The sequence below is a fragment of the Pseudomonas sp. Con_6 genome, assembly GCF_059379395.1.
In genome coordinates this window covers 3,212,855-3,234,399 of record NZ_CM182011.1, presented here as the reverse complement: position 1 = coordinate 3,234,399, position 21,545 = coordinate 3,212,855, and the positions used below count along the sequence as shown (strand labels likewise).

16 protein-coding genes are annotated in these 21,545 nt (G+C 63.6%); 10 read left to right on the top strand and 6 right to left on the bottom strand.

Going from position 1 to position 21,545, the window contains the following annotated elements:
* Nucleotides 1-136 precede the first annotated feature (136 nt).
* Nucleotides 137-2,437, bottom strand: coding sequence for a fatty acid cis/trans isomerase (locus AC5QPF_RS14440; protein ID WP_494963868.1), 2,301 nt, complete (start codon nucleotides 2,435-2,437; stop codon nucleotides 137-139).
* A gap of 159 nt (nucleotides 2,438-2,596) precedes the next feature.
* Here AC5QPF_RS14440 and metH point away from each other — a divergent pair, with 159 nt between their 5' ends.
* Nucleotides 2,597-6,304 carry a methionine synthase gene (gene metH / locus AC5QPF_RS14435; RefSeq protein ID WP_494963867.1) on the top strand — a complete coding sequence of 1,236 codons (3,708 nt, stop codon included), beginning with the start codon at nucleotides 2,597-2,599 and terminating at the stop codon, nucleotides 6,302-6,304.
* 115 nt (nucleotides 6,305-6,419) lie between these two features.
* Nucleotides 6,420-6,635 carry a DUF2970 domain-containing protein gene (locus AC5QPF_RS14430; RefSeq protein WP_494963866.1) on the top strand — a complete coding sequence of 72 codons (216 nt, stop codon included), beginning with the start codon at nucleotides 6,420-6,422 and terminating at the stop codon, nucleotides 6,633-6,635.
* Between the two features lie 281 nt (nucleotides 6,636-6,916).
* Here AC5QPF_RS14430 and AC5QPF_RS14425 read toward each other — a convergent pair whose 3' ends face one another.
* Nucleotides 6,917-7,993 (bottom strand): substrate-binding domain-containing protein, encoded by a 1,077-nt coding sequence (locus AC5QPF_RS14425; RefSeq protein WP_494963865.1) that lies wholly within the window; start codon nucleotides 7,991-7,993, stop codon nucleotides 6,917-6,919.
* A 219-nt stretch (nucleotides 7,994-8,212) separates the two neighbouring features.
* Between AC5QPF_RS14425 and AC5QPF_RS14420 the strand changes: the two genes are divergently transcribed.
* The gene (locus AC5QPF_RS14420) at nucleotides 8,213-9,871 is read left to right on the top strand and encodes a ferredoxin-like domain-containing protein (RefSeq protein WP_494963864.1); all 1,659 of its coding nucleotides are present in this window, start codon (nucleotides 8,213-8,215) and stop codon (nucleotides 9,869-9,871) included.
* The gene (locus AC5QPF_RS14415; protein ID WP_494963863.1) at nucleotides 9,855-10,349 is read left to right on the top strand and encodes a DUF934 domain-containing protein; all 495 of its coding nucleotides are present in this window, start codon (nucleotides 9,855-9,857) and stop codon (nucleotides 10,347-10,349) included. Before AC5QPF_RS14420 ends, AC5QPF_RS14415 begins: the two co-directional genes overlap by 17 nt.
* Nucleotides 10,350-10,448: 99 nt before the next feature.
* Here the strand turns inward: AC5QPF_RS14415 and sohB are convergent, their stop codons facing one another.
* Nucleotides 10,449-11,468 (bottom strand): protease SohB, encoded by a 1,020-nt coding sequence (gene sohB, locus AC5QPF_RS14410; protein WP_494963862.1) that lies wholly within the window; start codon nucleotides 11,466-11,468, stop codon nucleotides 10,449-10,451.
* Nucleotides 11,469-11,666: 198 nt separating this feature from the next.
* On the opposite strand from sohB, the gene AC5QPF_RS14405 reads away from it, so the two are divergent.
* The 5 genes from AC5QPF_RS14405 to AC5QPF_RS14385 all read left to right on the top strand — a co-directional run bounded on the left by AC5QPF_RS14405 (nucleotide 11,667) and on the right by AC5QPF_RS14385 (nucleotide 15,730).
* On the top strand, nucleotides 11,667-12,377 hold the full coding sequence (locus AC5QPF_RS14405) for a histidine phosphatase family protein (protein ID WP_494963861.1): 711 nt from the start codon (nucleotides 11,667-11,669) through the stop codon (nucleotides 12,375-12,377).
* A gap of 53 nt (nucleotides 12,378-12,430) precedes the next feature.
* Nucleotides 12,431-12,748, top strand: a complete 318-nt coding sequence (locus AC5QPF_RS14400; protein WP_036995189.1) for an SCP2 sterol-binding domain-containing protein — start codon at nucleotides 12,431-12,433, stop codon at nucleotides 12,746-12,748.
* Nucleotides 12,749-12,941: 193 nt separating this feature from the next.
* The gene (locus tag AC5QPF_RS14395) at nucleotides 12,942-14,009 is read left to right on the top strand and encodes a phosphotransferase (RefSeq protein ID WP_494963860.1); all 1,068 of its coding nucleotides are present in this window, start codon (nucleotides 12,942-12,944) and stop codon (nucleotides 14,007-14,009) included.
* Nucleotides 14,010-14,032: 23 nt separating this feature from the next.
* Nucleotides 14,033-14,800, top strand: a complete 768-nt coding sequence (locus AC5QPF_RS14390) for an SDR family oxidoreductase (protein ID WP_494963859.1) — start codon at nucleotides 14,033-14,035, stop codon at nucleotides 14,798-14,800.
* 150 nt (nucleotides 14,801-14,950) lie between these two features.
* A complete protein-coding gene (locus tag AC5QPF_RS14385; RefSeq protein ID WP_494963858.1) occupies nucleotides 14,951-15,730 on the top strand; it encodes a TSUP family transporter in 780 nt (259 codons plus the stop codon).
* On the opposite strand, the gene nudC is transcribed toward AC5QPF_RS14385, so the two are convergent.
* Nucleotides 15,698-16,528 (bottom strand): NAD(+) diphosphatase, encoded by an 831-nt coding sequence (gene nudC, locus AC5QPF_RS14380; RefSeq protein ID WP_494963857.1) that lies wholly within the window; start codon nucleotides 16,526-16,528, stop codon nucleotides 15,698-15,700. The genes AC5QPF_RS14385 and nudC overlap by 33 nt on opposite strands.
* A 25-nt stretch (nucleotides 16,529-16,553) precedes the next feature.
* On the bottom strand, nucleotides 16,554-17,366 hold the full coding sequence (locus AC5QPF_RS14375; protein ID WP_494963856.1) for a crotonase/enoyl-CoA hydratase family protein: 813 nt from the start codon (nucleotides 17,364-17,366) through the stop codon (nucleotides 16,554-16,556).
* A gap of 153 nt (nucleotides 17,367-17,519) precedes the next feature.
* Here AC5QPF_RS14375 and nhaB point away from each other — a divergent pair, with 153 nt between their 5' ends.
* Nucleotides 17,520-19,022: a sodium/proton antiporter NhaB gene (gene nhaB / locus AC5QPF_RS14370; RefSeq protein ID WP_494963855.1), complete on the top strand. Its 1,503-nt coding sequence runs from the start codon at nucleotides 17,520-17,522 to the stop codon at nucleotides 19,020-19,022.
* A gap of 95 nt (nucleotides 19,023-19,117) precedes the next feature.
* On the opposite strand, the gene AC5QPF_RS14365 is transcribed toward nhaB, so the two are convergent.
* Nucleotides 19,118-21,505 (bottom strand): UvrD-helicase domain-containing protein, encoded by a 2,388-nt coding sequence (locus tag AC5QPF_RS14365; RefSeq protein ID WP_494964172.1) that lies wholly within the window; start codon nucleotides 21,503-21,505, stop codon nucleotides 19,118-19,120.
* Between the last annotated feature and the right edge of the window lie 40 nt (nucleotides 21,506-21,545).

The following is a 21,545-nucleotide window of genomic DNA, read 5'->3' as shown; positions in this document are numbered from 1 at the left end:
CCATGCGCGGCGGCGAACAAAGTCCTAGCAATTGAGTCGGGAAAAGAAAGCCGCAAGCTTCAAGCCAAAAGAAAGCGCAGACCCCGGCGTGCCTGCTTTTTCTTGCAGCTTGTAGCTTGCAACTTGCAGCCGCTTCTCAGAGGTTCTCGTAGCGGTTCATGTCCAGCACCCCCGCCTCTACCGGGTCGGTCTCCTGGATATAGCGGTCCAGGTCATGGAAATACTGCCAGAACTGCGGGTGACTGCGGCGCACGCCCCAGCGCATGACAATGCGCTCGAAGCGGTCCTTGTCGTCCCGGGCCGCCTCCAGGTCCTCGACGAATTCCGGCACATCGCTGGCCGGTACATTGAACATGAAGTTCGGGTAGCTGCTCAGCACCCCGGGCACCACCGTCAAGGTGTCCAGCCCCGGCTGGTAGCGATACGCCTCGCCCAGCATGAAAGCCACGTTGCTGTGCGCCCGGTTGCGCAACAAGCTGTACACCTGGCGTTTGCCGCCCTGCCCCTCGATGCGCAGCATGGTCGCCTCGGGCAACTGATTGATCACCTTGAGCCCCGCCGCCGGCCGCGACGCCAGGCGACTCAGCGACTGCTCGACATCGCGGAACTCCTCGCTCATCTGCGGACGCGAGCAATACGCGCCGGTGCAGCGGTTGATCGGGTCTGGCGCTGCGTTCAGGCTGCCGCTGCGCTCGATCAGCTTGAGGCCGAAATCACGCACCGGGTGGTGCAGGTCGAGCTTCAGTGCGCTCGGCGTGCTGGTGTCGATCTCCTCGTAGTCCATCCACATCTTTACCTTGCCGCTGTTCTGGTACCAGTTGCTCAACACAGCGCCGCGCTTGCTGGCCGGCATCAGGCGCAAGAAGTTGACCTCCGCGCCGTTGCGGATCAGGTCAAAGTACAGCCGTGTCTGCGCCTGGTGCGAAACATTGCCGAACACGTCGAAGTTGACCGCCAGTTGATAGTAGGTGCGTTCCAGCAATGGATAGTCGAACAACCACATGGTCAGCGGCACGTCGCCGATCAGGCCCTTGGTCACCGAGGCGCTGTCGAAGTGGCGGAAGATGGTCAGCAGCGCGTTGTCGTTGCCAGCCCACAGAGTGGACCAGCTTGGCGGCGGCAGGTCGGCGTAGGTGTCGCGGCGCAGGCTTTCGTACTCGTTGCGCTTGTCACGATAGGCGTGCCACAAGGTGAGAATGCTGCCAACGTCGTCGATCTGTCCGGGCATGGCCAGCAATGGCGTGGCCTGGGCTCGATAGGCCGCGTCGGTGATATAGCGATCATGGGCCGGCTCCTGGAACAGCGCCCAGAAGTTGTCGCGGATCACGTCGGTGGCAATCTGGCCCCGGCACACGGGGCCGCGAATGAAGGTGCGGACGAAGTACTCGGCGTTGTCCAGCATGAACTGGTAACGCGCCACCGCCGGGATCGCCTCGAAGGTCTCGAACGGGTTGGCCCGGTGGCGCGGGCCATAGCCCGGTAGAGTCTCGGCATGCCAGTCGCCGCTGTAGAACAATTGCTTGACCCGCTTGAGCTTCTGCGGGCCCATCGGGTAGGTGATATGCGTCTTGTGCACGATCACGCCCTGCACGGGCATCAGGCGGTAGTAGAAGTCGGTACCCGGCGGGTCGTTGGGTCGCCGCGTGGCGATCAGGTCGATGGGCTGGCCACTGGGCGTGCGCGAGCGCACCCACTGGAAGAAATGCCCCGGCTCGCCGCCGACGAAATAGATGTGCGCCAGGAACAGGTGCTCGTACAACCAGCGTCCTACCAGCGCCTCGGTGGAACCCGGGCGGTTGAGCAGCGCTTCCCAATCGGCGATCTGCGCCGCTTCCTTCGCGCTCGGGCGTAACGGATCCTGCTCCACCGGCGCGCCCTGGGCCAGCCAGCGTTGCAGGGTCTGGTACTGGGCGTCGGTCAGGCCGGTCACCGCCAGCGGCATGCCTTCCTGGGGGTGAGCCTTGGCATACGCGTCGAACTCGCCAGGAAGCGGGCACATGTTTTCGCGGTTAAGGCCGAGGACGATGTTGTCGGGGATCTTCGCGTTCGGCACCAAGGGTTTGGCATGCCCCAATTCCAGCATGCGCGCCATCAGCGCGGCCTGGCTGCCGCGGCTATCGAGCACCGAACTGAAGCCCAGCTTTTGCCAGGCCGCGGGACCGCTGGCGTCGTAGAACAAGCGGGTCGGCGTCACGGCCTGGCTGCGGTCGCCCTGGTACACGGGCACTTTCGAGGCGCCGCGGCTGGCGCCCTCGGCGCTGCCCAGGTTGAGCTGGCAAGCCGCGTCGTTGCAGGCGTGGCAAGCCACGCACTTCTCGGTGAAGATCGGCTGGATGTCCCGGGTATAGGAAATCGTCGGGGAGTTCTGGGGGGCTTGCCCTAGCGCCGCGCTACTGATGAGCAGAGCGAAGGCGCCGGCAATCAAGCGATGCACCATGTGCCGTATGTCCTGGTTCCAAAAGGCTTTTCACGATTCTACTGGTGGGCCGCGGTGCCAACATGAATGAAATTCATGTAAATGTGCTGTGCGTCTAAAAAGCGCGCAGCTTTGTTATCATCCCGCCACTTTCGTCTTTGTCTGACCCAGGTAGTTCCAATGTCTGACCGCAGCGCTCGTTTCCAAGCACTTCAGCAAGCACTCAAAGAGCGCATCCTGATTCTAGATGGCGGCATGGGTACTATGATCCAAAGCTACCGTCTGGAGGAAGGCGACTATCGTGGCACGCGCTTCGCCGACTGGCCAAGCGACGTGAAGGGCAACAACGACCTGCTCCTGCTGAGCCGCCCGGACGTTATCGCCGCCATCGAAAAGGCCTATCTGGACGCCGGCGCCGACATCCTCGAAACCAACACCTTCAACGCCACCCGCATCTCCCAGGCCGACTACGACATGGAAGAGCTGGTGTACGAGCTCAACGTCGAGGGCGCGCGCATCGCCCGCCAGGTGGCCGACGCCAAGACCCTGGAAACCCCGGACCGTCCGCGCTTCGTCGCCGGCGTGCTCGGCCCGACCAGCCGTACCTGCTCGATCTCCCCGGACGTCAACGACCCTGGCTACCGCAACGTCACCTTCGACGAACTGGTGGAAAACTACATCGAGGCCACCCGCGGCCTGATCGAGGGCGGCGCCGACCTGATCCTGATCGAGACCATCTTCGACACCCTCAACGCCAAGGCGGCGATCTTCGCCGTGCAGCAGGTGTTCGAAGACGACGGCATCGAACTGCCGATCATGATCTCCGGGACCATCACCGACGCCTCTGGCCGCACCCTGTCGGGCCAGACCACCGAAGCCTTCTGGAACTCGGTGCGCCACGCCAATCCCATCTCCGTCGGCCTGAACTGCGCCCTCGGTGCCAAGGACCTGCGTCCATACCTGGAAGAACTGTCGAACAAGGCCGGCACCCACGTCTCGGCGCACCCTAACGCCGGCCTGCCCAACGCCTTCGGCGAATACGACGAGACCCCGGCAGAAATGGCCGTGGTGGTCGAGGAGTTCGCCGCCAGCGGTTTCCTCAACATCATCGGCGGCTGCTGCGGCACCACCCCGGGCCATATCCAGGCGATCGCCGAAGCGGTGGCCAAGTACAAGCCGCGGGCCATTCCGGATATCCCCAAGGCCTGCCGCCTGTCGGGCCTTGAGCCGTTCACCATCGACCGCAACTCGCTGTTCGTCAACGTCGGCGAACGTACCAACATCACCGGTTCCGCCAAGTTCGCCCGGCTGATCCGCGAGGAAAACTACACCGAGGCCCTGGAAGTTGCCCTGCAGCAGGTCGAGGCCGGCGCCCAGGTGATCGACATCAACATGGACGAAGGGATGCTCGACTCCCAGGCAGCCATGGTCCGTTTCCTCAACCTGATCGCCGGTGAGCCGGACATCTCCCGGGTGCCGATCATGATCGACTCCTCCAAATGGGAAGTGATCGAGGCCGGCCTGAAGTGCATCCAGGGCAAGGGCATCGTCAACTCGATCTCGATGAAGGAAGGCGTCGAGTCCTTCAAGCATCACGCCAAGCTGTGCAAGCGCTACGGCGCCGCCGTGGTGGTGATGGCCTTCGACGAGGTCGGCCAGGCCGACACCGCCGCACGCAAGAAAGAAATCTGCCAGCGCAGCTACGACATCCTGGTCAACGAAGTGGGCTTCCCGCCGGAAGACATCATCTTCGACCCGAACATCTTCGCCGTCGCCACCGGCATCGAGGAGCACAACAACTACGCCGTGGACTTCATCGAAGCCTGCGCCTACATCCGCGACCACCTGCCCTACGCCCTGTCGTCGGGCGGCGTGTCCAACGTGTCGTTCTCGTTCCGCGGCAACAACCCGGTGCGCGAGGCGATCCACTCGGTCTTCCTCTATCACGCGATCCAGAACGGCCTGACCATGGGTATCGTCAACGCCGGCCAGCTGGAGATCTACGACGAGATCCCGGCCGCGCTGCGCGAGAAGGTCGAGGACGTGGTGCTCAACCGTACCCCGGATGGCACAGACGCGCTGCTGGCGATCGCCGACGACTACCGTGGCGGCGGTGCGGCCAAGGAAGTGGAAACCGAAGAATGGCGCTCGCTGCCGGTCGAAAAACGCCTGGAACACGCGCTGGTCAAGGGCATCACCGCCTTCATCGTCGAGGACACCGAGGAATGCCGCCAGCAGTGCGCACGGCCGATCGAGGTCATCGAGGGCCCGCTGATGAGCGGCATGAACGTGGTCGGCGACCTGTTCGGCGCGGGCAAGATGTTCCTGCCCCAGGTGGTGAAGTCCGCCCGGGTAATGAAACAGGCCGTAGCGCACCTGATCCCCTTCATCGAAGAGGAAAAAGGCGACAAACCGGAAGCCAAGGGCAAGATCCTCATGGCCACGGTGAAAGGCGACGTGCATGACATCGGCAAGAACATCGTCGGCGTGGTCCTGGGCTGTAACGGCTACGACATCGTCGACCTCGGGGTGATGGTGCCGGCGGAGAAGATCCTCCAGGTCGCCCGCGAAGAGAAATGCGACATCATCGGCCTCTCCGGCCTGATCACCCCGTCACTGGACGAGATGGTCCACGTTGCCCGGGAAATGCAGCGCCAGGACTTCCACCTGCCGCTGATGATCGGTGGCGCCACCACCTCCAAGGCGCACACCGCGGTGAAGATCGAGCCGCGCTACAGCAACGACGCGGTGGTCTACGTCACCGACGCTTCGCGAGCGGTGGGCGTGGCGACCCAGTTGCTGTCGAAGGAGCTCAAGCCAGGCTTCGTCGAGAAGACCCGTGCCGAGTACGTCGAGGTCCGCGAGCGCACCGCCAATCGCAGCGCCCGCACCGAGCGCCTGAGCTACGCCCAGGCCATCGCCGCCAAGCCGCAGTACGACTGGGCTGGCTACCAGGCGGTCAAGCCGTCGTTCACCGGTGTGAAGGTGCTGGAGAACATCGATCTCAAGGTACTGGCGGAGTACATCGACTGGACGCCGTTCTTCATTTCCTGGGACCTGGCCGGCAAGTTCCCGCGCATCCTCACCGATGAAGTGGTGGGTGAAGCGGCCACCGCACTGTATGCCGATGCGCAGCAGATGCTGGCCAAGCTGATCGACGAGAAGCTGATCAGCGCCCGCGCCGTGTTCGGCTTCTGGCCGGCCAACCAGGTGGCGGACGACGATATCGAGGTCTACGGCACCGACAGCCAGCCGCTGGCGCGCCTGCACCACCTGCGCCAGCAGACCATCAAGCCGGATAACAAGCCGAATTTCTCGCTGGCCGACTTCGTCGCGCCGAAGGACAGTGGCGTCACCGACTATGTCGGCGGCTTCATCACCACCGCCGGCATCGGTGCCGAGGAAGTGGCCAAGGCCTACCAGGACAAGGGCGACGACTACAGCTCGATCATGGTCAAAGCCCTCGCCGACCGCCTGGCCGAGGCCTGCGCGGAATGGCTGCACGAGCAGGTGCGCAAGGATTACTGGGGTTACGCCAGGGACGAGCACCTGGACAACGAGGCGTTGATCAGAGAGCAGTACTCGGGGATCCGCCCTGCCCCGGGCTACCCGGCGTGCCCGGACCACACCGAGAAGGAAACCCTGTTCCGCCTGCTGGACGGCACCGCCATCGGCGAGACCGGACCGAGCGGCGTGTTCCTCACCGAACACTTCGCCATGTTCCCGGCGGCGGCGGTCAGCGGCTGGTACTTCGCCCATCCGCAGGCGCAGTACTTCGCGGTGGGCAAGGTGGAGAAGGACCAGATCGAAAGCTACAGCGCGCGCAAGCAGCAGGATGTGGCGGTGAGCGAGCGGTGGTTGGCGCCTAACCTCGGGTACGAGAACTGATTTCTCGGTAGCTGCTGATGGCCTCATCGCTGGCAAGCCAGCGATGAGGCCATCAGGAACAACATCAAATCCACAGGCTAGACTCTGGACAAACCATCCCCGGAGAGCCCAGCCCATGGAAGACCCTCAAGGCAAGCCCCCGACCTTCTGGCAACTCCTGCACAGCGTCCTCGCCGCCGCTTTCGGCGTGCAGTCCGGGAAGAACCGCGCCCGCGACTTCACCCATGGCAAGCCCTCGCACTTCATCGCCATGGGCACCGCCTTCACCCTGGTATTCATCCTTGTGCTCTATGGCCTGGTCCAGCTCGCCATGCACCTTACTGCTCGCTGAAACGAAAACCGCCCGCGGGGTCCATGCCGCGGGCGGTTTTCGTTTCAGGTCACGGTTTACTGCTGCTCAGTCTGGGTGATCCATCACTGGTGACTGACCCAGTACACGGCGGTCACGACCACGAGCACGATCAGGCAGAGAATTGCCCAAGCGTCCACACTGCTGTCCGTCTTGCCGGTTTTGGTCGGGTTTCCCATTGCATCGCCTCTTTTGTAGTGGTTATGGGAATGCACACCCTGAGCAGTTAAGTTCAGCAATGTCCTTTGCTCAAGCAGGGACTTTCAATAGTCGACAGGCGCGCTGAGGAACGGATAGCGGTAATCGCTCTTCTGCCCCTCGGCGCTGAAACGACGGAAATCCAGCCCATAATCACCCGCCTTCTCTAGCGCAAGCCACCGCCGCGCACGCTCGGGGTCGATCGAGAGCAGGACCGGTGCCTGCAGGCGGGCCTGGTCGCCGCGAGCGATTGGCAGTTTCAGCGCATCATCATGCAATAACACCATGGCCCAGCCACCAAGGGAGAAGTGACCGCCCATCAAGACGCTGAGACGGCCATCGATCCGCGCACGCAAGGCTTGCGGCGAACTGTTGATCGCCGCGAACAGCACGTCCTTGCCTGCGACGCGACCCGCCTCTGTGAAGGCGCGCATCGCGCCGAAGGCCATTTCGTCGTTGGCCGCCCAGACCAGACGCACCTGCGGATAGCGCTCGACCAATTGCTTAGCCTGGGCGTATGCCGTGTCGTCTCGCCAGGCGCCCTGTGCCACCTGGCGCAGACGCACCTCGGGATGCTCCGCCAGGGCCCGGCGCAGGCCCTGCTCGCGCAAGCGTGCGGCCGGAGTGGTCTTGATGCCATTGAACGCCAGCAGCTCGATCGGCTGGCCATGCTCCGCGTCCGGCAATGCAGCGAGCAGTTCCTTGAGCATCTGATAGCCAGTCTGTTCATCGTTGCCAGTCAGGGTGCCGAGGATCGGCGGGTACCTTTCCGGATGAGAGGCGATCAGTTCGGTCTGCCCGGGAGTCAGCGCGTTGTTCACCAGGAACAGCTTGACGCCGCTGCCCTGGGACAGACGGATGATTTCCGGAGCGACGTACTGCTCGTTGACCAGCACCAGGTAGTCCGGGCGCTGCGGACTGGCGAACAGGGCGCGGGCCTGACGCAGCGCAAGATCGGCACGACGCTCGCTGTATTGCACCCTCAGTTCCATGCCAAGGTCTTTCGCGGCGGCCTGCATGAAGCGGCTGTAGTCCACCCAGAAGGTTTCGTTGGAATAGCCCGGGTTGAGAAACACCACCGATGCCGCTTGCGCCCCTGCTGCCAGGGGCAGGCTCAAGCACAGCGTCAAGGCCCTCAGCATGTGCTAATGCTCCTGCGGGATAAAACCGCGGATTATAACCAGACGCTCCTAAATGCCGAACAAACGCAAGCCAATCTCACTTAGTCCAAATCGTTCTTTTCATATGCAAAAACATCACTTTTGCGCATAAATGCAACCTGCTATCTTTCCCCGGCTCCGCATCCGGAGTGCGCGGCCGTGCGCGCGATTAGCTGCAAGCAGCTTGAGAACAGGACCCCTATGTACGTATACGACGAGTACGATCAGCGGATCATCGAGGACCGCGTCAAGCAGTTCCGGGATCAGACCCGCCGCTATCTGGCCGGAGAGCTGAGCGAAGAAGAATTCCGCCCTCTGCGACTGCAGAACGGCCTCTATATCCAACGTTTTGCCCCGATGCTGCGGGTCGCCGTGCCGTATGGCCAGCTGACCGCGCGCCAGACCCGCATGCTGGCGAAGATCGCTCGCGACTACGACAAGGGCTACGCGCATATCAGTACCCGGCAGAACGTCCAGTACAACTGGCCGGCCCTGGAAGACATCCCGGAGATCCTTGCCGAGCTGGCCACCGTGCAGATGCACGCGATCCAGACCAGCGGCAACTGCCTGCGCAACGTCACCACCGACCAGTTCGCCGGCGTCGCTGCCGATGAGCTGATCGACCCGCGCCCGTGGTGCAAGATCGTCCGCCAGTGGACCACCTTCCACCCGGAATTCGCCTACCTGCCACGCAAGTTCAAGATCGCCATCAACGGCTCGAAGAGCGACCGCGCAGCCATCGAGGTGCACGATATCGGCCTGGAGCCGGTGCACAACGCAGCCGGCGAGCTGGGCTTCCGCGTCCTGGTAGGTGGCGGCCTGGGCCGTACCCCGGTGGTCGGCGCCTTCATCAACGAGTTCCTGCCGTGGCAGGACCTGCTCAGCTACCTCGATGCCATCCTGCGCGTGTACAACCGTTACGGTCGCCGTGACAACAAGTACAAGGCGCGGATCAAGATCCTGGTCAAGGCCCTCACCCCTGAAGTCTTCGCCGAGAAGGTCGAGGCCGAGATGGTCTACCTGCGCGGCGGCCAGACCACCCTGACCGAGGCAGAAGTGCAGCGCGTTGCCAAGCACTTCGTCGACCCGGACTACAAGGCCCTGGACAACCTCGACGCACAGCTGGCCGAACTCGACCGGCAGCACCCGGGCTTCGCCCGCTGGCGCGTGCGCAACACCCTGGCGCACAAGAAGCCGGGCTACGTGGCCGTGACCCTGTCGCTCAAGCCTACCGGCGTCGCTCCGGGCGACCTGACCGACAAGCAACTGGACAAGGTCGCCGACCTCGCCGATCGCTACAGCTTCGGCCAACTGCGCACCTCCCACGAGCAGAACATCATCCTCGCCGACGTCGAGCAGTCCGAACTGCACGCCCTCTGGCTGGAACTGCGTGAACACGGCTTTGCCACTCCGAACATCGGCCTGCTGACCGACATCATCTGCTGCCCTGGCGGTGATTTCTGCTCGCTGGCCAACGCCAAGTCGATTCCGATCGCCGAATCCATCCAGCGCCGCTTCGACGATCTGGACTACCTGTTCGACATCGGCGAACTGGACCTGAACATCTCGGGCTGCATGAACGCCTGTGGTCACCACCACGTCGGCCATATCGGCATCCTCGGCGTGGACAAGAAAGGCGAGGAGTTCTACCAGGTCTCCCTGGGTGGCAGCGCCAGCCGCGATGCCAGCCTCGGCAAGATCCTCGGCCCGTCCTTCGCCCAGGACGCCATGCCGGACGTGATCGAGAAACTGATCTCCGTCTACGTTGAAAAACGTACCGAAGACGAGCGTTTCATCGACACCTACCAGCGTATCGGCATCGACCCCTTCAAGGAGCGCGTCTATGCAGCGAATCATTAAGAACAACCAGATCGTCGACGAAACCTGGCACCTGCTGCCAAAGGACGTGACCCTGGACCAATTGACCAACTGCGACGACTACATCGTTCCACTGCAGTTGTGGCGTGAACACGCCCATGCCCTGAAAGCCCGTGACGGCGGTCTGGGCGTGTGGCTGGACAGCGACGAGGAAGCCGAGGAAATCGGCGAGGACGTCGCCAATTTCCAGGTCATCGCTCTGAACTTCCCGGCCTTCACCGACGGGCGCAACTACTCCAATGCGCGCCTGCTGCGGGATCGCTACAAGTTCACCGGTGAGCTGCGTGCCATCGGCGACGTGCTGCGCGACCAGCTGTTCTACCTGGCGCGTTGCGGTTTCGACGCCTTCGCCATCCGTGCCGACAAAAGCCCGGAAGATGCGCTGGAAAGCCTGAAGGACTTCTCGGTGACCTACCAGGCCGCCACCGACGAGCCGCTGCCGCTGTTCCGTCGGCGTTGATCGTTCGACCGCTGAAATGAAAAAGCCCCGTCAGTCTGACGGGGCTTTTTCGTTCTTGAGGGCCCTATCGCTGGCAAGCCAGCGATGAGGCCCTAAAGATCACCGCCAGCGGCTGATCCTGCTCCAGATCCCCAGCACGGTATTCTCCACCGCCCCGCTGGCCGCCAGCCCTACCCGCTCCTGCAGGCTCTTGCGCTCGGCAAAGTGCAGGTGATACAGGTTCGACTCCCGCGCCCGCTCACTGAGGTACTCGTCACTGGTCCTCAGTTCATCCACCAGTTGCTTGTTCAGCGCCGCCACGCCCAGCCACACCTCACCGGTCGCCACGTCGTCGATATGCAACTGCGGTCGGTAGCGCGACACGAAATCCTTGAACAACTGGTGGGTGACATCCAGGTCTTCCTGGAACTTCTCCCGGCCCTTCTCGGTGTTCTCGCCAAACACGGTCAACGTGCGCTTGTACTCGCCAGCGGTGAGCACCTCGAAATCGATATCGTGCTTCTTCAGCAGGCGGTTGACGTTGGGCAACTGGGCCACCACGCCAATGGAGCCGAGAATGGCGAACGGCGCACTGACAATGCGCTCGCCGATACAGGCCATCATGTAGCCGCCGCTGGCGGCGACCTTGTCGATGCACACGGTCAGCGGCACCCCGGCCTGGCGAATGCGCGCCAGCTGCGAGGCAGCCAGGCCATAGCTGTGAACCATGCCGCCGCCGCTCTCCAGGCGCAGCACCACCTCGTCGCGGGCCGTGGCCAGGCTGAGCAGCGCGGTGATTTCATGGCGCAGGCTCTCGGTGGCCGAGGCCTTGATGTCCCCATCGAAATCCAGCACGAAGACCCGCGGCTTGTCGTCCGCCGGTGCCTTCTTCAGCTTCTTCTGCTCCTTCGCCTGCTGCTTGCGCAGGGCCTTGAGCTGGTGCTTCTCCAGCAAACCCGACTCCAGGCGCTCGCGCAGGTCCTTGTAGAACTCATTGAGCCGGGTGACCTGCAACTGCCCGCCGGCCTTGCGCCGGCCCTTGCCGCGCATGCCGGCGATGGCCGACAGCACGACCAGTACGGCGATCACCAGGGTGGCGGTTTTGGCGAGAAAGCTTGCGTACTCTGCAAGAAACTCCACGATAACTCCTTACTGACCTGCGCCCTCATGGCGCGAAAACGATAGTCAAGCATACCGACGGTAACCTGCCCCTGCCAGCATAGGAAATGTCTGACAGAACAGTTCAAACGCTCTTTTCAAACGCTTGTATGTTTTTTCGTTGACACTGGGTCGGTGGCAACCTAACCTCGCCCAATCCTTCTCACCCAGGCGTACGACGTGGGCAGCATCTACCTGATACGACATGGCCAGGCCTCCTTCGGTTGCGACGACTACGACGTTCTCTCGTCGATCGGCATGCGCCAGAGCGAAGCCCTCGGTGCACACCTGGTCCAGCTTGGCGTGCAGTTCGACCGCTGTGTCGCCGGTGATCTGCGCCGCCAGCAGGACACCGCACGCCTGACCCTGCACGCCATGCAGGAGGCTGGTGTCGCCGTACCCGCAGTGGACACCGACGCCGCCTTCAACGAATTCGATGCCGACGCGGTGATTCGCGCCCTGCTCCCAGGCCTGCTGCCGGACGAGCCAGAAGCCCTGAATATCCTGCGCAACGCCCGCGAGCACCGCGCCGAGTTCCAGCGCCTGTTCGCGCTGATCGTGCAGCGCTGGCACGGCGGCCAGCATGACCGCGACGGCCTGGAAAGCTGGGCAGCCTTCGTCCAGCGCACCGGCGCCGGCCTGCACCGGGTGCTGGAGCAAGCTGCCGGCGGCGACAACATCGCCATCTTCACCTCGGGCGGGACCATCGCCGCCCTGCTCCACCGCATCACCGGCGTCAGCCCCAGCCAGGCCTTCGCGCTGAACTGGCAGATCATCAACACCTCGCTCAGCCAGCTGAAGTTCCGCGGCAGCGAGGTGACCCTGGCCTCCTTCAACAGCCAAGCCCACGTGCGGCTGCTGAGGGTGCCGGATCTCGTCACCTGGCGATGAATCCGGCAGATAACGACCCTGCGTCACTGAAACCACTCAACAAGGAAAACACCATGAGCGATGTCGCCAAAGCCGTAGAAGCCATGAAAGCCAAGTTCAACCCGGCCGCTGCTGCTGGCCTGGACCTGGTCTTCGGTTTCAACATCACCGATGAAGACAAGCACTACGCCCTGATCGTCAAGGATGGCACCTGCGAAATCCAGGAAGGCGAAAACGCCGATGCCAACTGCACCCTGGTCCTGGACAGCGAAACCCTGAAAGGCATCGTCAGCGGCGAGACCGACGGCATGCAGGCCTTCATGGGCGGCAAGCTGCGCGTCGAAGGCGACATGATGCTGTCGATGAAGCTCAGCGAGCTGTTCCCGGCGTAAGCGACACTGCCGTGACGAAAAAAACCGAAGCCGGTCCCCTGCTTCGGTTTTTTTTCGCCCGATGAATGCGTGGCATCAGGTGCGTTGATCGACCGGCAACACCCGCGCCAATAAGGCGTGACGGCGCTTGGCAGGTCTGGACGCGAGAATTAGATTAGCCAATGTTCCATGGCTACCAAAATAAGGGAAAAGCATGACGCTCACCGATCAGTCCACCCAGGTCCGCCCCGGCGAGGAGCTCGATCCCGCCCTGATCGATCCGTACCTGAAGGCGCATATCCCGGGCTTGAGCGGCACGCCCGTCATCAGCCAGTTCCCGGGCGGCGCCTCGAACCTGACCTACCTGGTGACCTACCCGGAACATGACTTCGTCCTGCGTCGCCCGCCATTCGGCAGCAAGGCCAAGTCCGCCCATGACATGGGCCGCGAGTTCCGCATCCTCAACCAGCTCAACGCCGGCTTCCCCTATTGCCCCAAGGCCTACGTGCATTGCACCGACGAATCGCTGATCGGCGGCGAGTTCTATGTGATGGAACGGGTCAAGGGCATCATCCTGCGCTCCGACCTGCCGCCGGCGCTGGGCTTCGACGCCGCGCGCACCGAAGCGCTGTGCAAGAGCTTCATCGACCGCCTGGTGGAACTGCACCAGGTCGACTATCACGCCGTCGGCCTCGCCGACCTGGGCAAGCCCGAAGGCTACGTGCAGCGCCAGATCGAAGGCTGGGCCAGCCGCTACGAGAAAGCCCTGACCCCCGACGCACCGCGCTGGGAAGCGGTGATCGCCTGGCTGCGCGAGAAGATGCCGGCGGACCACCCGCGCCCGGGCATCATCCATAACGACTACCGCTTCGACAACGTCATCCTCGATGCCGACAACCCGATGCGCATCATCGGCGTGCTGGACTGGGAGATGACCACCCTCGGCGACCCGCTGATGGACCTGGGCAACACCCTGGCCTACTGGATCGAGGCAGACGACCCGGCCCCCGTGCAACTGATGCGCCGCCAGCCGTCCAATGCCCCGGGCATGCTGACCCGCCGCCAGTTCGTCGACTACTACGCCGAGCGTGCCGGGATCGAGATCGCCAACTTCGACTTCTACTACACCTACGGTCTGTTCCGCCTGGCCGGGATCGTCCAGCAGATCTACTACCGCTTCTTCCATGGCCAGACCCAGGACAAGCGCTTCGCCCAGTTCATCCACATGAACAAGCTGCTGGAGCACATGAGCTTGAAGGTCATCGACGCGTCCGCCCTCTGAATAACGACAACAAGGAATCCACCATGTCCAAGACCCAACTGTTCGACCTCGACGGCAAGATCGCCTTCGTTTCCGGGGCTAGCCGCGGCATCGGCGAGGCCATCGCCCACCTGCTGGCGCAGCAGGGTGCCCATGTGATCGTCTCCAGCCGCAAGCTGGACGGTTGCCAGCAGGTCGCCGAGGCCATCATCGCCGCCGGTGGCAAGGCCACTGCGATTGCCTGCCATATCGGCGAGATGGAGCAGATCACCGCGGTGTTCGCGCGGATCCGCGAGGAGTTCGGGCGCCTGGACATCCTGGTCAACAACGCCGCGACCAACCCGCAGTTCTGCAACGTGCTGGACACCGACCTGAGTGCGTTCCAGAAGACCGTGGACGTGAACATCCGTGGCTACTTCTTCATGTCGGTGGAAGCCGGCAAGCTGATGCGCGAGCACGGTGGCGGCAGCATCATCAACGTCGCCTCGATCAATGGCGTGTCGCCGGGCGTGTTCCAAGGCATCTACTCGGTGACCAAGGCTGCGGTGATCAACATGACCAAGGTCTTCGCCAAGGAATGCGCGGCGTTCGGCATCCGCTGCAATGCCCTGCTGCCGGGCCTGACCGACACCAGGTTCGCCTCGGCGCTGGTGAAGAACGATGCGATCCTGAATACCGCGCTGCAGCAGATCCCGCTCAAGCGGGTGGCGGATCCGAAGGAGATGGCGGGAGCCGTGCTGTACCTGGCCAGCGATGCGTCCAGCTATACCACCGGGGTGGCGCTGAATGTGGATGGGGGGTTCCTGTCCTGATTCTCCGCTGAACTTGAGGGCCCTATCGCTGGCAAGCCAGCTTGCCAGCGATAGGGCCCTCAAGAGCCACACAAAACCCGACGACAGGCGTACCATATCCCGCTTCCGGCGAGCCCTTCTCGCCAGCCCCTGTCGCACAAGAAATCCCCCATGCCTTTCGAACTCAGCGTTGACCTCACCACCCTCGCCATTCTCGCCGCAGTTGCCTTCGTCGCCGGATTCATCGATGCCATCGCCGGCGGTGGCGGCCTGCTGACCACGCCTGCCCTGCTCACCGCCGGCATGCCGCCGCACCTGGTGCTGGGCACCAACAAGCTCAGCTCCACCTTCGGCTCGGCCACCGCAGGCTTTACCTACTACAAGCGCAAGCTGTTCCACCCGGCGCAATGGCGCCATGCCCTGGTCGGCACCTTCATCGGCGCGCTGATCGGCGCAGTGATCGCTCACTACCTGCCGGCCGAATGGCTGAACAAGATGCTCCCGGTGATCGTCTTCGCCTGCGGCATCTACCTGCTGTTCGGCGGCACGCCCAAGGCGCCGCTGGACGTGAATATCCCGATCAAGAAGAAATGGCAGGCCCCGCAGGGCTTCACCCTGGGCTTCTACGACGGCGTCGCCGGCCCGGGTACGGGTGCCTTCTGGACCGTCAGCACCCTGCTGCTCTACCCCGTCGACCTGGTCAAGGCCAGCGGCGTGGCGCGCAGCATGAACTTCGTCAGCAACGCGGCTGCGCTGTCGGTGTTCATCTTCTCGGGTCAGGTGGATTGGGCGGTAGGCCTGGCGATGGGCTCTTCGCTGATGGTCGGCGCCTTCTTCGGCGCGCGCACCGCCATCAGTGGCGGTGCGAAGTTCATCCGGCCGGTGTTCATCACCGTGGTACTGGCCCTGACCGTGCGCCTAGCGTGGCAGCACTGGTTCGGCCAGGCCTAAGCGCCGGGCCACGTAGAGGTCGATCAGGTAGCGGGCGATGGAGCGCCCGGCGGGCAGAGGCGGCAGCGCGTCGACGCGGAACCACTGGGCATCCTCGATCTCGTCGGGCTGCATGACGATCTCGCCACCGGCGTACTCGGCATGGAAGCCCAGCATCATCGAGTGCGGGAACGGCCAGCACTGGCTGCCGACGTACTGGATGTTGCGTACCTCCAGCGCCACTTCCTCGCGCACTTCGCGCACCAGGCAATCCTCCGCCGACTCCCCGGGCTCGGCAAAGCCCGCCAGAGTGCTGTAGACCCCGGTGACGAAGCGCGGCGAACGGGCCAGGAGGATTTCATCACCGCGGGTGATCAGCACGATCATGCTCGGCGAGATCCGCGGGTAGCTGCGCAGGTCGCAGGGCTCGCAGTACATCGCCCGCTCCCGGTGGATCTGCCGCATCGGCTGGCCGCAACTGCCGCAGAAACGGTGCTCGCGAGCCCAGGTGGAGATCTGCGCGGCATAGCCGAGGATGGTGTAGGTGTCGAAGTCGCCTTCCAGCATGAACTGGCGCAGGCCGCGCCAGCTGCAGCCCGGCAGCGCCTGGCTGCCGTGCAGCTCGATCAGGTAGACCGGCTGCCCGTCGAAATGGCCGATGCCATGCTCGAAGCGGATATCCGGCTCCTGGCGCTTGAACCAGTCGCGGGGGAACAGCGCGCCGCTGGCGTCCACCATGAATCCTTCGGCGCTGCGCACGACCACAAGGCCGCCGCTCACATTCGTATCCAGTACCGCAGTGGTCCAGCGCGCTGACATGTTCCCTTATCCTTAGCCATTCACCTCAGTCGGCGAACTCCGGCTTCTGTTTGCTCATGTGGGCGGCAACCGCCACCCGCAGGTCGGTGGATTGCAGCATGGCGGCGTTCCAGGTGGCGATGTACTCCAGCCCGTCGTCGATCCGGTGATCGCGCATGTAGCTGAGCATCTCCTTGGTGCCGGCCACGGCAATCGGGGATTTTCCCGCAATTTCGGTGGCAATGGCAAAGACTCCATCGAGCAGCGCGGCATGGTCGTCGTAGACGCGGTTGACCAGGCCGATGCGCTGCGCTTCCACCGCGTCGATGCTGCGCCCGGTGTAGGCCAGTTCACGCAGCAGGCCGTCGCCGATGATACGCGGCAGACGTTGCAAAGTGCCGACATCGGCGGCCATGCCCATGTCGATTTCCTTGATCGAGAACTGCGCGTCGGCGGCCGCGTAGCGCATGTCGCAGGCCGCCACCAGGTCGATGGCGCCGCCGATGCAGTAGCCCTGGATCGCCGCCAGCACCGGCTTGCGGCAGTTGTCCACGGCATTGAACGAGGCCTGCATCTGCAGGATCTTGCGCCGCAGCAGGCGGGCGTTGCGGCCGACATCCTTGCCCAGCTCGCTGGCCACCGAGGCCAGCAGCATCAGGTCGATGCCGGAGGAGAAATGCTTGCCGGCGCCGCTGATCACCACCACCCGCACCGCGTCGGTCTCGTCGATCCACTGGAAGATCTCGACGATCTCGCTCCAGAACGCGGCGCTCATGGCGTTGATCTTTTCCGGGCGGTTGATCTGGACGTGGGCGATGTTGTTCGACAGCTCGACCTTGAATGCGGTGTAGTCGGTCACGGCGACGCTCCTTGAGCAGGGAGGGAAAGTAGTCCCGGACTATATCGCACCCCACAGCCCGCGCTTTTGCCAAAACCGGGACTGACTTTCCTTGATCTTGCAGGCCGCTTACGGCACCGTGCGCAGGTCTTTGAATTATTAGGAAACATCTTCATGCCCCGCTCCCTGCCCGGCGCTCTGGCCCACAATTTCCTTGGGCACTCACCGCGCTGGTACAAGGCCATCGTGTGCCTGTTCCTGCTGCTCAATCCACTGTTGCTGGCGACCCTGGGCCCGGTGGTCACCGGATGGGTGCTGGTGGTGCAGTTCATCTTCTTCCTCGGCATGGCGCTCAAATGCTACCCGCTGATGCCCGGCGGCCTGCTGATGGCCGAGGCGCTGCTGCTCGGCCTGACCACGCCGGATGCGCTGTACGAGGAACTGCAGCACAACTTCCCGGTAATCCTGCTGCTGATGTTCATGGTGGCCGGGATCTACTTCATGAAGGAGCTGCTGCTGTTCGTATTCTCGCGCATCTTATTAGGAATAAGATCCAAGCCTTTGTTGTCATTGATATTTTGTTTTCTCTCGGCGTTTCTGTCCGCCTTCCTCGACGCCCTTACCGTGACGGCGGTGATCATCAGCGCAGCGGTGGGTTTCTATGCGGTCTACCACCGCGTCGCGTCCGGGACCAATCCCCGTGGTGACGCGCAGATCGACAGCGACCAGGCCATCGCCGACCTGGCCCGGGAAGACCTCCAGCAATTCCGCGCCTTCCTGCGCAGCCTGCTGATGCACGGCGCCGTCGGTACCGCCCTGGGTGGCGTGTGCACCCTGGTGGGCGAGCCGCAGAACCTGCTGATCGGCCATGAGATGGGCTGGCACTTCCAGGAGTTCTTCTTCAAGGTTGCCCCGGTGTCGCTGCCGGTGCTGGTGGCAGGCCTGGTCACCTGCGTGCTGCTGGAGAAGCTGCGCTGGTTCGGCTACGGCACCCTGCTGCCGGATGCGGTGCGCCAGGTGCTGGCCGCCTACGCCGCCGAGGACGATGCCCAGCGCACCGCCCAGCAACGCGCCAACCTGATGGTGCAGGGCCTGGCGGCACTGATCCTGATCGTCTGCCTGGGGCTGCATATCGCCGAAGTGGGCCTGATCGGCCTGCTGGTGATCGTGCTGATCACCTCGTTCACTGGCATCACCGACGAGCATCGTCTGGGCCGGGCGTTCCAGGACGCCATGCCGTTCACCTCGCTGCTGGTGGTGTTCTTCGCCGTGGTTGCGGTGATTCACCAGCAGCAACTGTTCACTCCGCTGATCCAGTGGGTGCTGGCGCTGCCGGCGGACCAGCAGCCAGGCATGCTGTTCATTGCCAACGGGCTACTGTCGGCGATCAGTGACAACGTGTTCGTCGCCACCATCTACATCACCGAGGTCAAGCAGGCGTTCCTCAATGGCGGCATGAGCCGCGAGCATTTCGAGACGCTGGCGGTGGCGATCAATACCGGCACCAACCTGCCGAGCGTGGCAACGCCGAATGGCCAGGCGGCGTTCCTGTTCCTGCTGACTTCGGCGATTGCGCCGCTGATCCGGCTGTCGTATGGGCGGATGGTGTGGATGGCGTTGCCATACACCGTGGTCATGGGCGGGCTGGGCTGGTGGGCTGTGACCTATTGGTTGTGAACCAGTGAGGGCCTATCGCGGGCAACGCCCGCTCCCACGAGGTCCGCGGGGTATGCAGACCGCTGTGGGAGCGGGCGTTGCCCGCGATGAGGCCCTCAAGCCTGGCGCAGATCCTCGAAGAACACCTTCTTCCCATCCACCTGCACCGAAGCCCGCGGCAGATTGGCCTGCTCCCCACCCGGCACCTCCACATGCCAGTAGCAGTACCGCACCGCCCGGGTGATCGCCACATAGGCCAGGCGCAAAATCTCTTCCTTCTGCGCCGTATCGAACGCCTCCGGATCGCCATTCCTGCCCAGACCGGCCAGCCGGTAGGCCTGGTTTTTGTACGGCGAGCGCGTCACGTACTGGCAGTCCCCAAGCATGAACACCGCATCCGCCTGCAGCCCCTTGGCACTGTGATAGGTCAGCTGTTTCAGCCGACGCTGCCCATGCGGCAATCTAGAATCAACATTAATAATTGATTGAATATGCATTGATATCAATGACTTATCAGAACTTTTTCGAAACAGGATCATTACCGAGTCACCTCGGTTGTAGTGCTCCGTCACCTGCTGCGCCAGGGCTACCTCGTCACGCTCGCGCACCTGCACCGGACAACACTCCCCGGCAGCCGGCCCGACCGCCCTGGCCTTCTTGCCACTGATCGAGGGCGCGGATTTCACGATGTGCTCGGCAGCATCGATGATGTGCTGGTGGCTGCGGTAGTTGTCGGTGAGCATCACCCGGGTGTTGGACGGCGCCGGAAAGGCCGTGGCGAACTCCATGAAGTACTTCGGCGAACTGCCGCGCCAGCCGTAGATCGACTGCCAGTCATCGCCCACGCAGAGCAGCGACGAGTGCTGTGCCTTGCGCCCGACATTCAACGCCGGCCCGCGCCGACGGATCTCGCGCAGGCTGGCGCGCAGCCAGGAGACGATCTGCGGCGAGACATCCTGGAACTCGTCGATCATCAGGTGTGCCAGCGGCCGCAGCAGCGGGTCCGGCAGCAGTTGCAGGTTCTCCGGGTTGTTCTCGCCGAACAGGGCGAACATGCGGTTGTAGCTCATCACCGGCGGTGACTGCGCCAGCAGGTGGCTTTCCAGAGCCTTCCAGTACAGGCTCAAGGCCTCGAAGAACAGCCCGTCGGTATCGCCCGAGGGGAAACTCATACCCTGCACGGCCACGCTGACATCCAGGCCAAGGTTCTCGATAAAGCCCGCCGCCGCGACGAAAGCGTCCAGCAGGGGTACCGCCGCCAGCTCGCCCTTGACCTTGTAGTCGAAGCCCGGGCCGGCCACCGCGTCGCCCGCCAAGGAGGCAGTCAGACGCCTTGCCTCTGCATAATTTCCCAACCAAATCACAGGCTTATCGCAGAAAGCTTGAAACAGGGTGCGTTTGATCACCCACTCCGCCCACACTGGCAGCTTGGCCCCCGGGCGCTTGTAGTTCTGGTTTTCACCCGGATCGAAACCAAGCACCACCCAGGCGTCCAGCTCGGCGATATGACCGTGGAAATGGAACTGGCTGCCGTTGATCTCGACGGTCTCGCGACTTGGCTCGATGCCCTTGATCGGCCAGACGCCGGCGCGGAACCACAGGTCCTCGATGGTATCGCAGAGCTCTTCGTCCCTTGTGGCGGAGAGCTGGGTCACGGCGACGCGCTTCTGCACGTCCGGGTGATCGCGCTCCAGCGACTTGAGCTGTACCGCCTCCCGGCGCAGGCCGCCGATCAGCTCGGCGAAGCGCGGGCTGACGCGCAGCAGGTCGCGGTAGCAGAGATTGAGCTGCTGGCGCTGGGCGTCGTTGATGCGCAGGTCGAACGGGTTGCTCTCGGCATCGGCCTCCGCCCCTGCCGGCAGCTCGCTGCCCAGGGTCTCGAAGGCGCGCACCTGGCTGAAACCCGGCAGGCTGCGCACCAGCGGCAGGATCCGCGAGTGGAAGGTGCGCACCAGATCCCGCGCCTGCACGGGCGTCAGCGGCACCTGCCACTGGCTGAACACCTGCAGCAGGCGGGCGATGAAGTCCTTGCGCGACTCGCGGGTGAAGGTCACCACGGTCATCGCATCCAGCTCGTAGCCCAGGTAATGGCGCAGCAGCAGGATGCGCAGCACCAGCGAGGTCGACTTGCCCGCCCCGGCGCCGGCGATGACGCAGGTGGACGGGGTTTCGCTGAAGATCATCTTCCACTGTGCGGCGCTGGGCTGGGCATGGGCCGGCAGGCGCTGGGCGACATCGGCCTTGAAGCGTTTCTTCAACTCCGCGGTGAGCGGCAGGCGCCAGTCGTCGAACAGACTGTCGTCCAGGCCGGGCACAGAATGGGCATCGGGGCGGGTATCGCGGATCACCAGGACCTGACGCCCGGCCTCGTAGCCGTCGACACGGCCCTGCTCGTAGCCCTCGCGCAGGCCGTCGGCATGGCCGGTGCGCTGGCCGCTGGCGTGGCCCTGGAACCAGGAATCGCGGTGCTGGGCACTCAGGCGGTTGAGGCCACGGCCGAGCATGCGCGCGGCCACGCGCCTGAGCCACGGAAGCTGGGCTGGC

Bases quoted from the DNA above. Each gene is read 5' to 3' on its own strand.
- AC5QPF_RS14440 (WP_494963868.1), bottom strand. From the start codon at position 2,437: ATGGTGCATCGCTTGATTGCCGGCGCCTTCGCTCTGCTCATCAGTAGC.
- metH (WP_494963867.1), top strand. From the start codon at position 2,597: ATGTCTGACCGCAGCGCTCGTTTCCAAGCACTTCAGCAAGCACTCAAA.
- AC5QPF_RS14430 (WP_494963866.1), top strand. From the start codon at position 6,420: ATGGAAGACCCTCAAGGCAAGCCCCCGACCTTCTGGCAACTCCTGCAC.
- AC5QPF_RS14425 (WP_494963865.1), bottom strand. From the start codon at position 7,993: ATGCTGAGGGCCTTGACGCTGTGCTTGAGCCTGCCCCTGGCAGCAGGG.
- AC5QPF_RS14420 (WP_494963864.1), top strand. From the start codon at position 8,213: ATGTACGTATACGACGAGTACGATCAGCGGATCATCGAGGACCGCGTC.
- AC5QPF_RS14415 (WP_494963863.1), top strand. From the start codon at position 9,855: ATGCAGCGAATCATTAAGAACAACCAGATCGTCGACGAAACCTGGCAC.
- AC5QPF_RS14400 (WP_036995189.1), top strand. From the start codon at position 12,431: ATGAGCGATGTCGCCAAAGCCGTAGAAGCCATGAAAGCCAAGTTCAAC.
- AC5QPF_RS14395 (WP_494963860.1), top strand. From the start codon at position 12,942: ATGACGCTCACCGATCAGTCCACCCAGGTCCGCCCCGGCGAGGAGCTC.
- AC5QPF_RS14390 (WP_494963859.1), top strand. From the start codon at position 14,033: ATGTCCAAGACCCAACTGTTCGACCTCGACGGCAAGATCGCCTTCGTT.
- AC5QPF_RS14385 (WP_494963858.1), top strand. From the start codon at position 14,951: ATGCCTTTCGAACTCAGCGTTGACCTCACCACCCTCGCCATTCTCGCC.
- nudC (WP_494963857.1), bottom strand. From the start codon at position 16,528: ATGTCAGCGCGCTGGACCACTGCGGTACTGGATACGAATGTGAGCGGC.
- nhaB (WP_494963855.1), top strand. From the start codon at position 17,520: ATGCCCCGCTCCCTGCCCGGCGCTCTGGCCCACAATTTCCTTGGGCAC.
- AC5QPF_RS14365 (WP_494964172.1), bottom strand. From the start codon at position 21,505: ATGCTCGGCCGTGGCCTCAACCGCCTGAGTGCCCAGCACCGCGATTCC.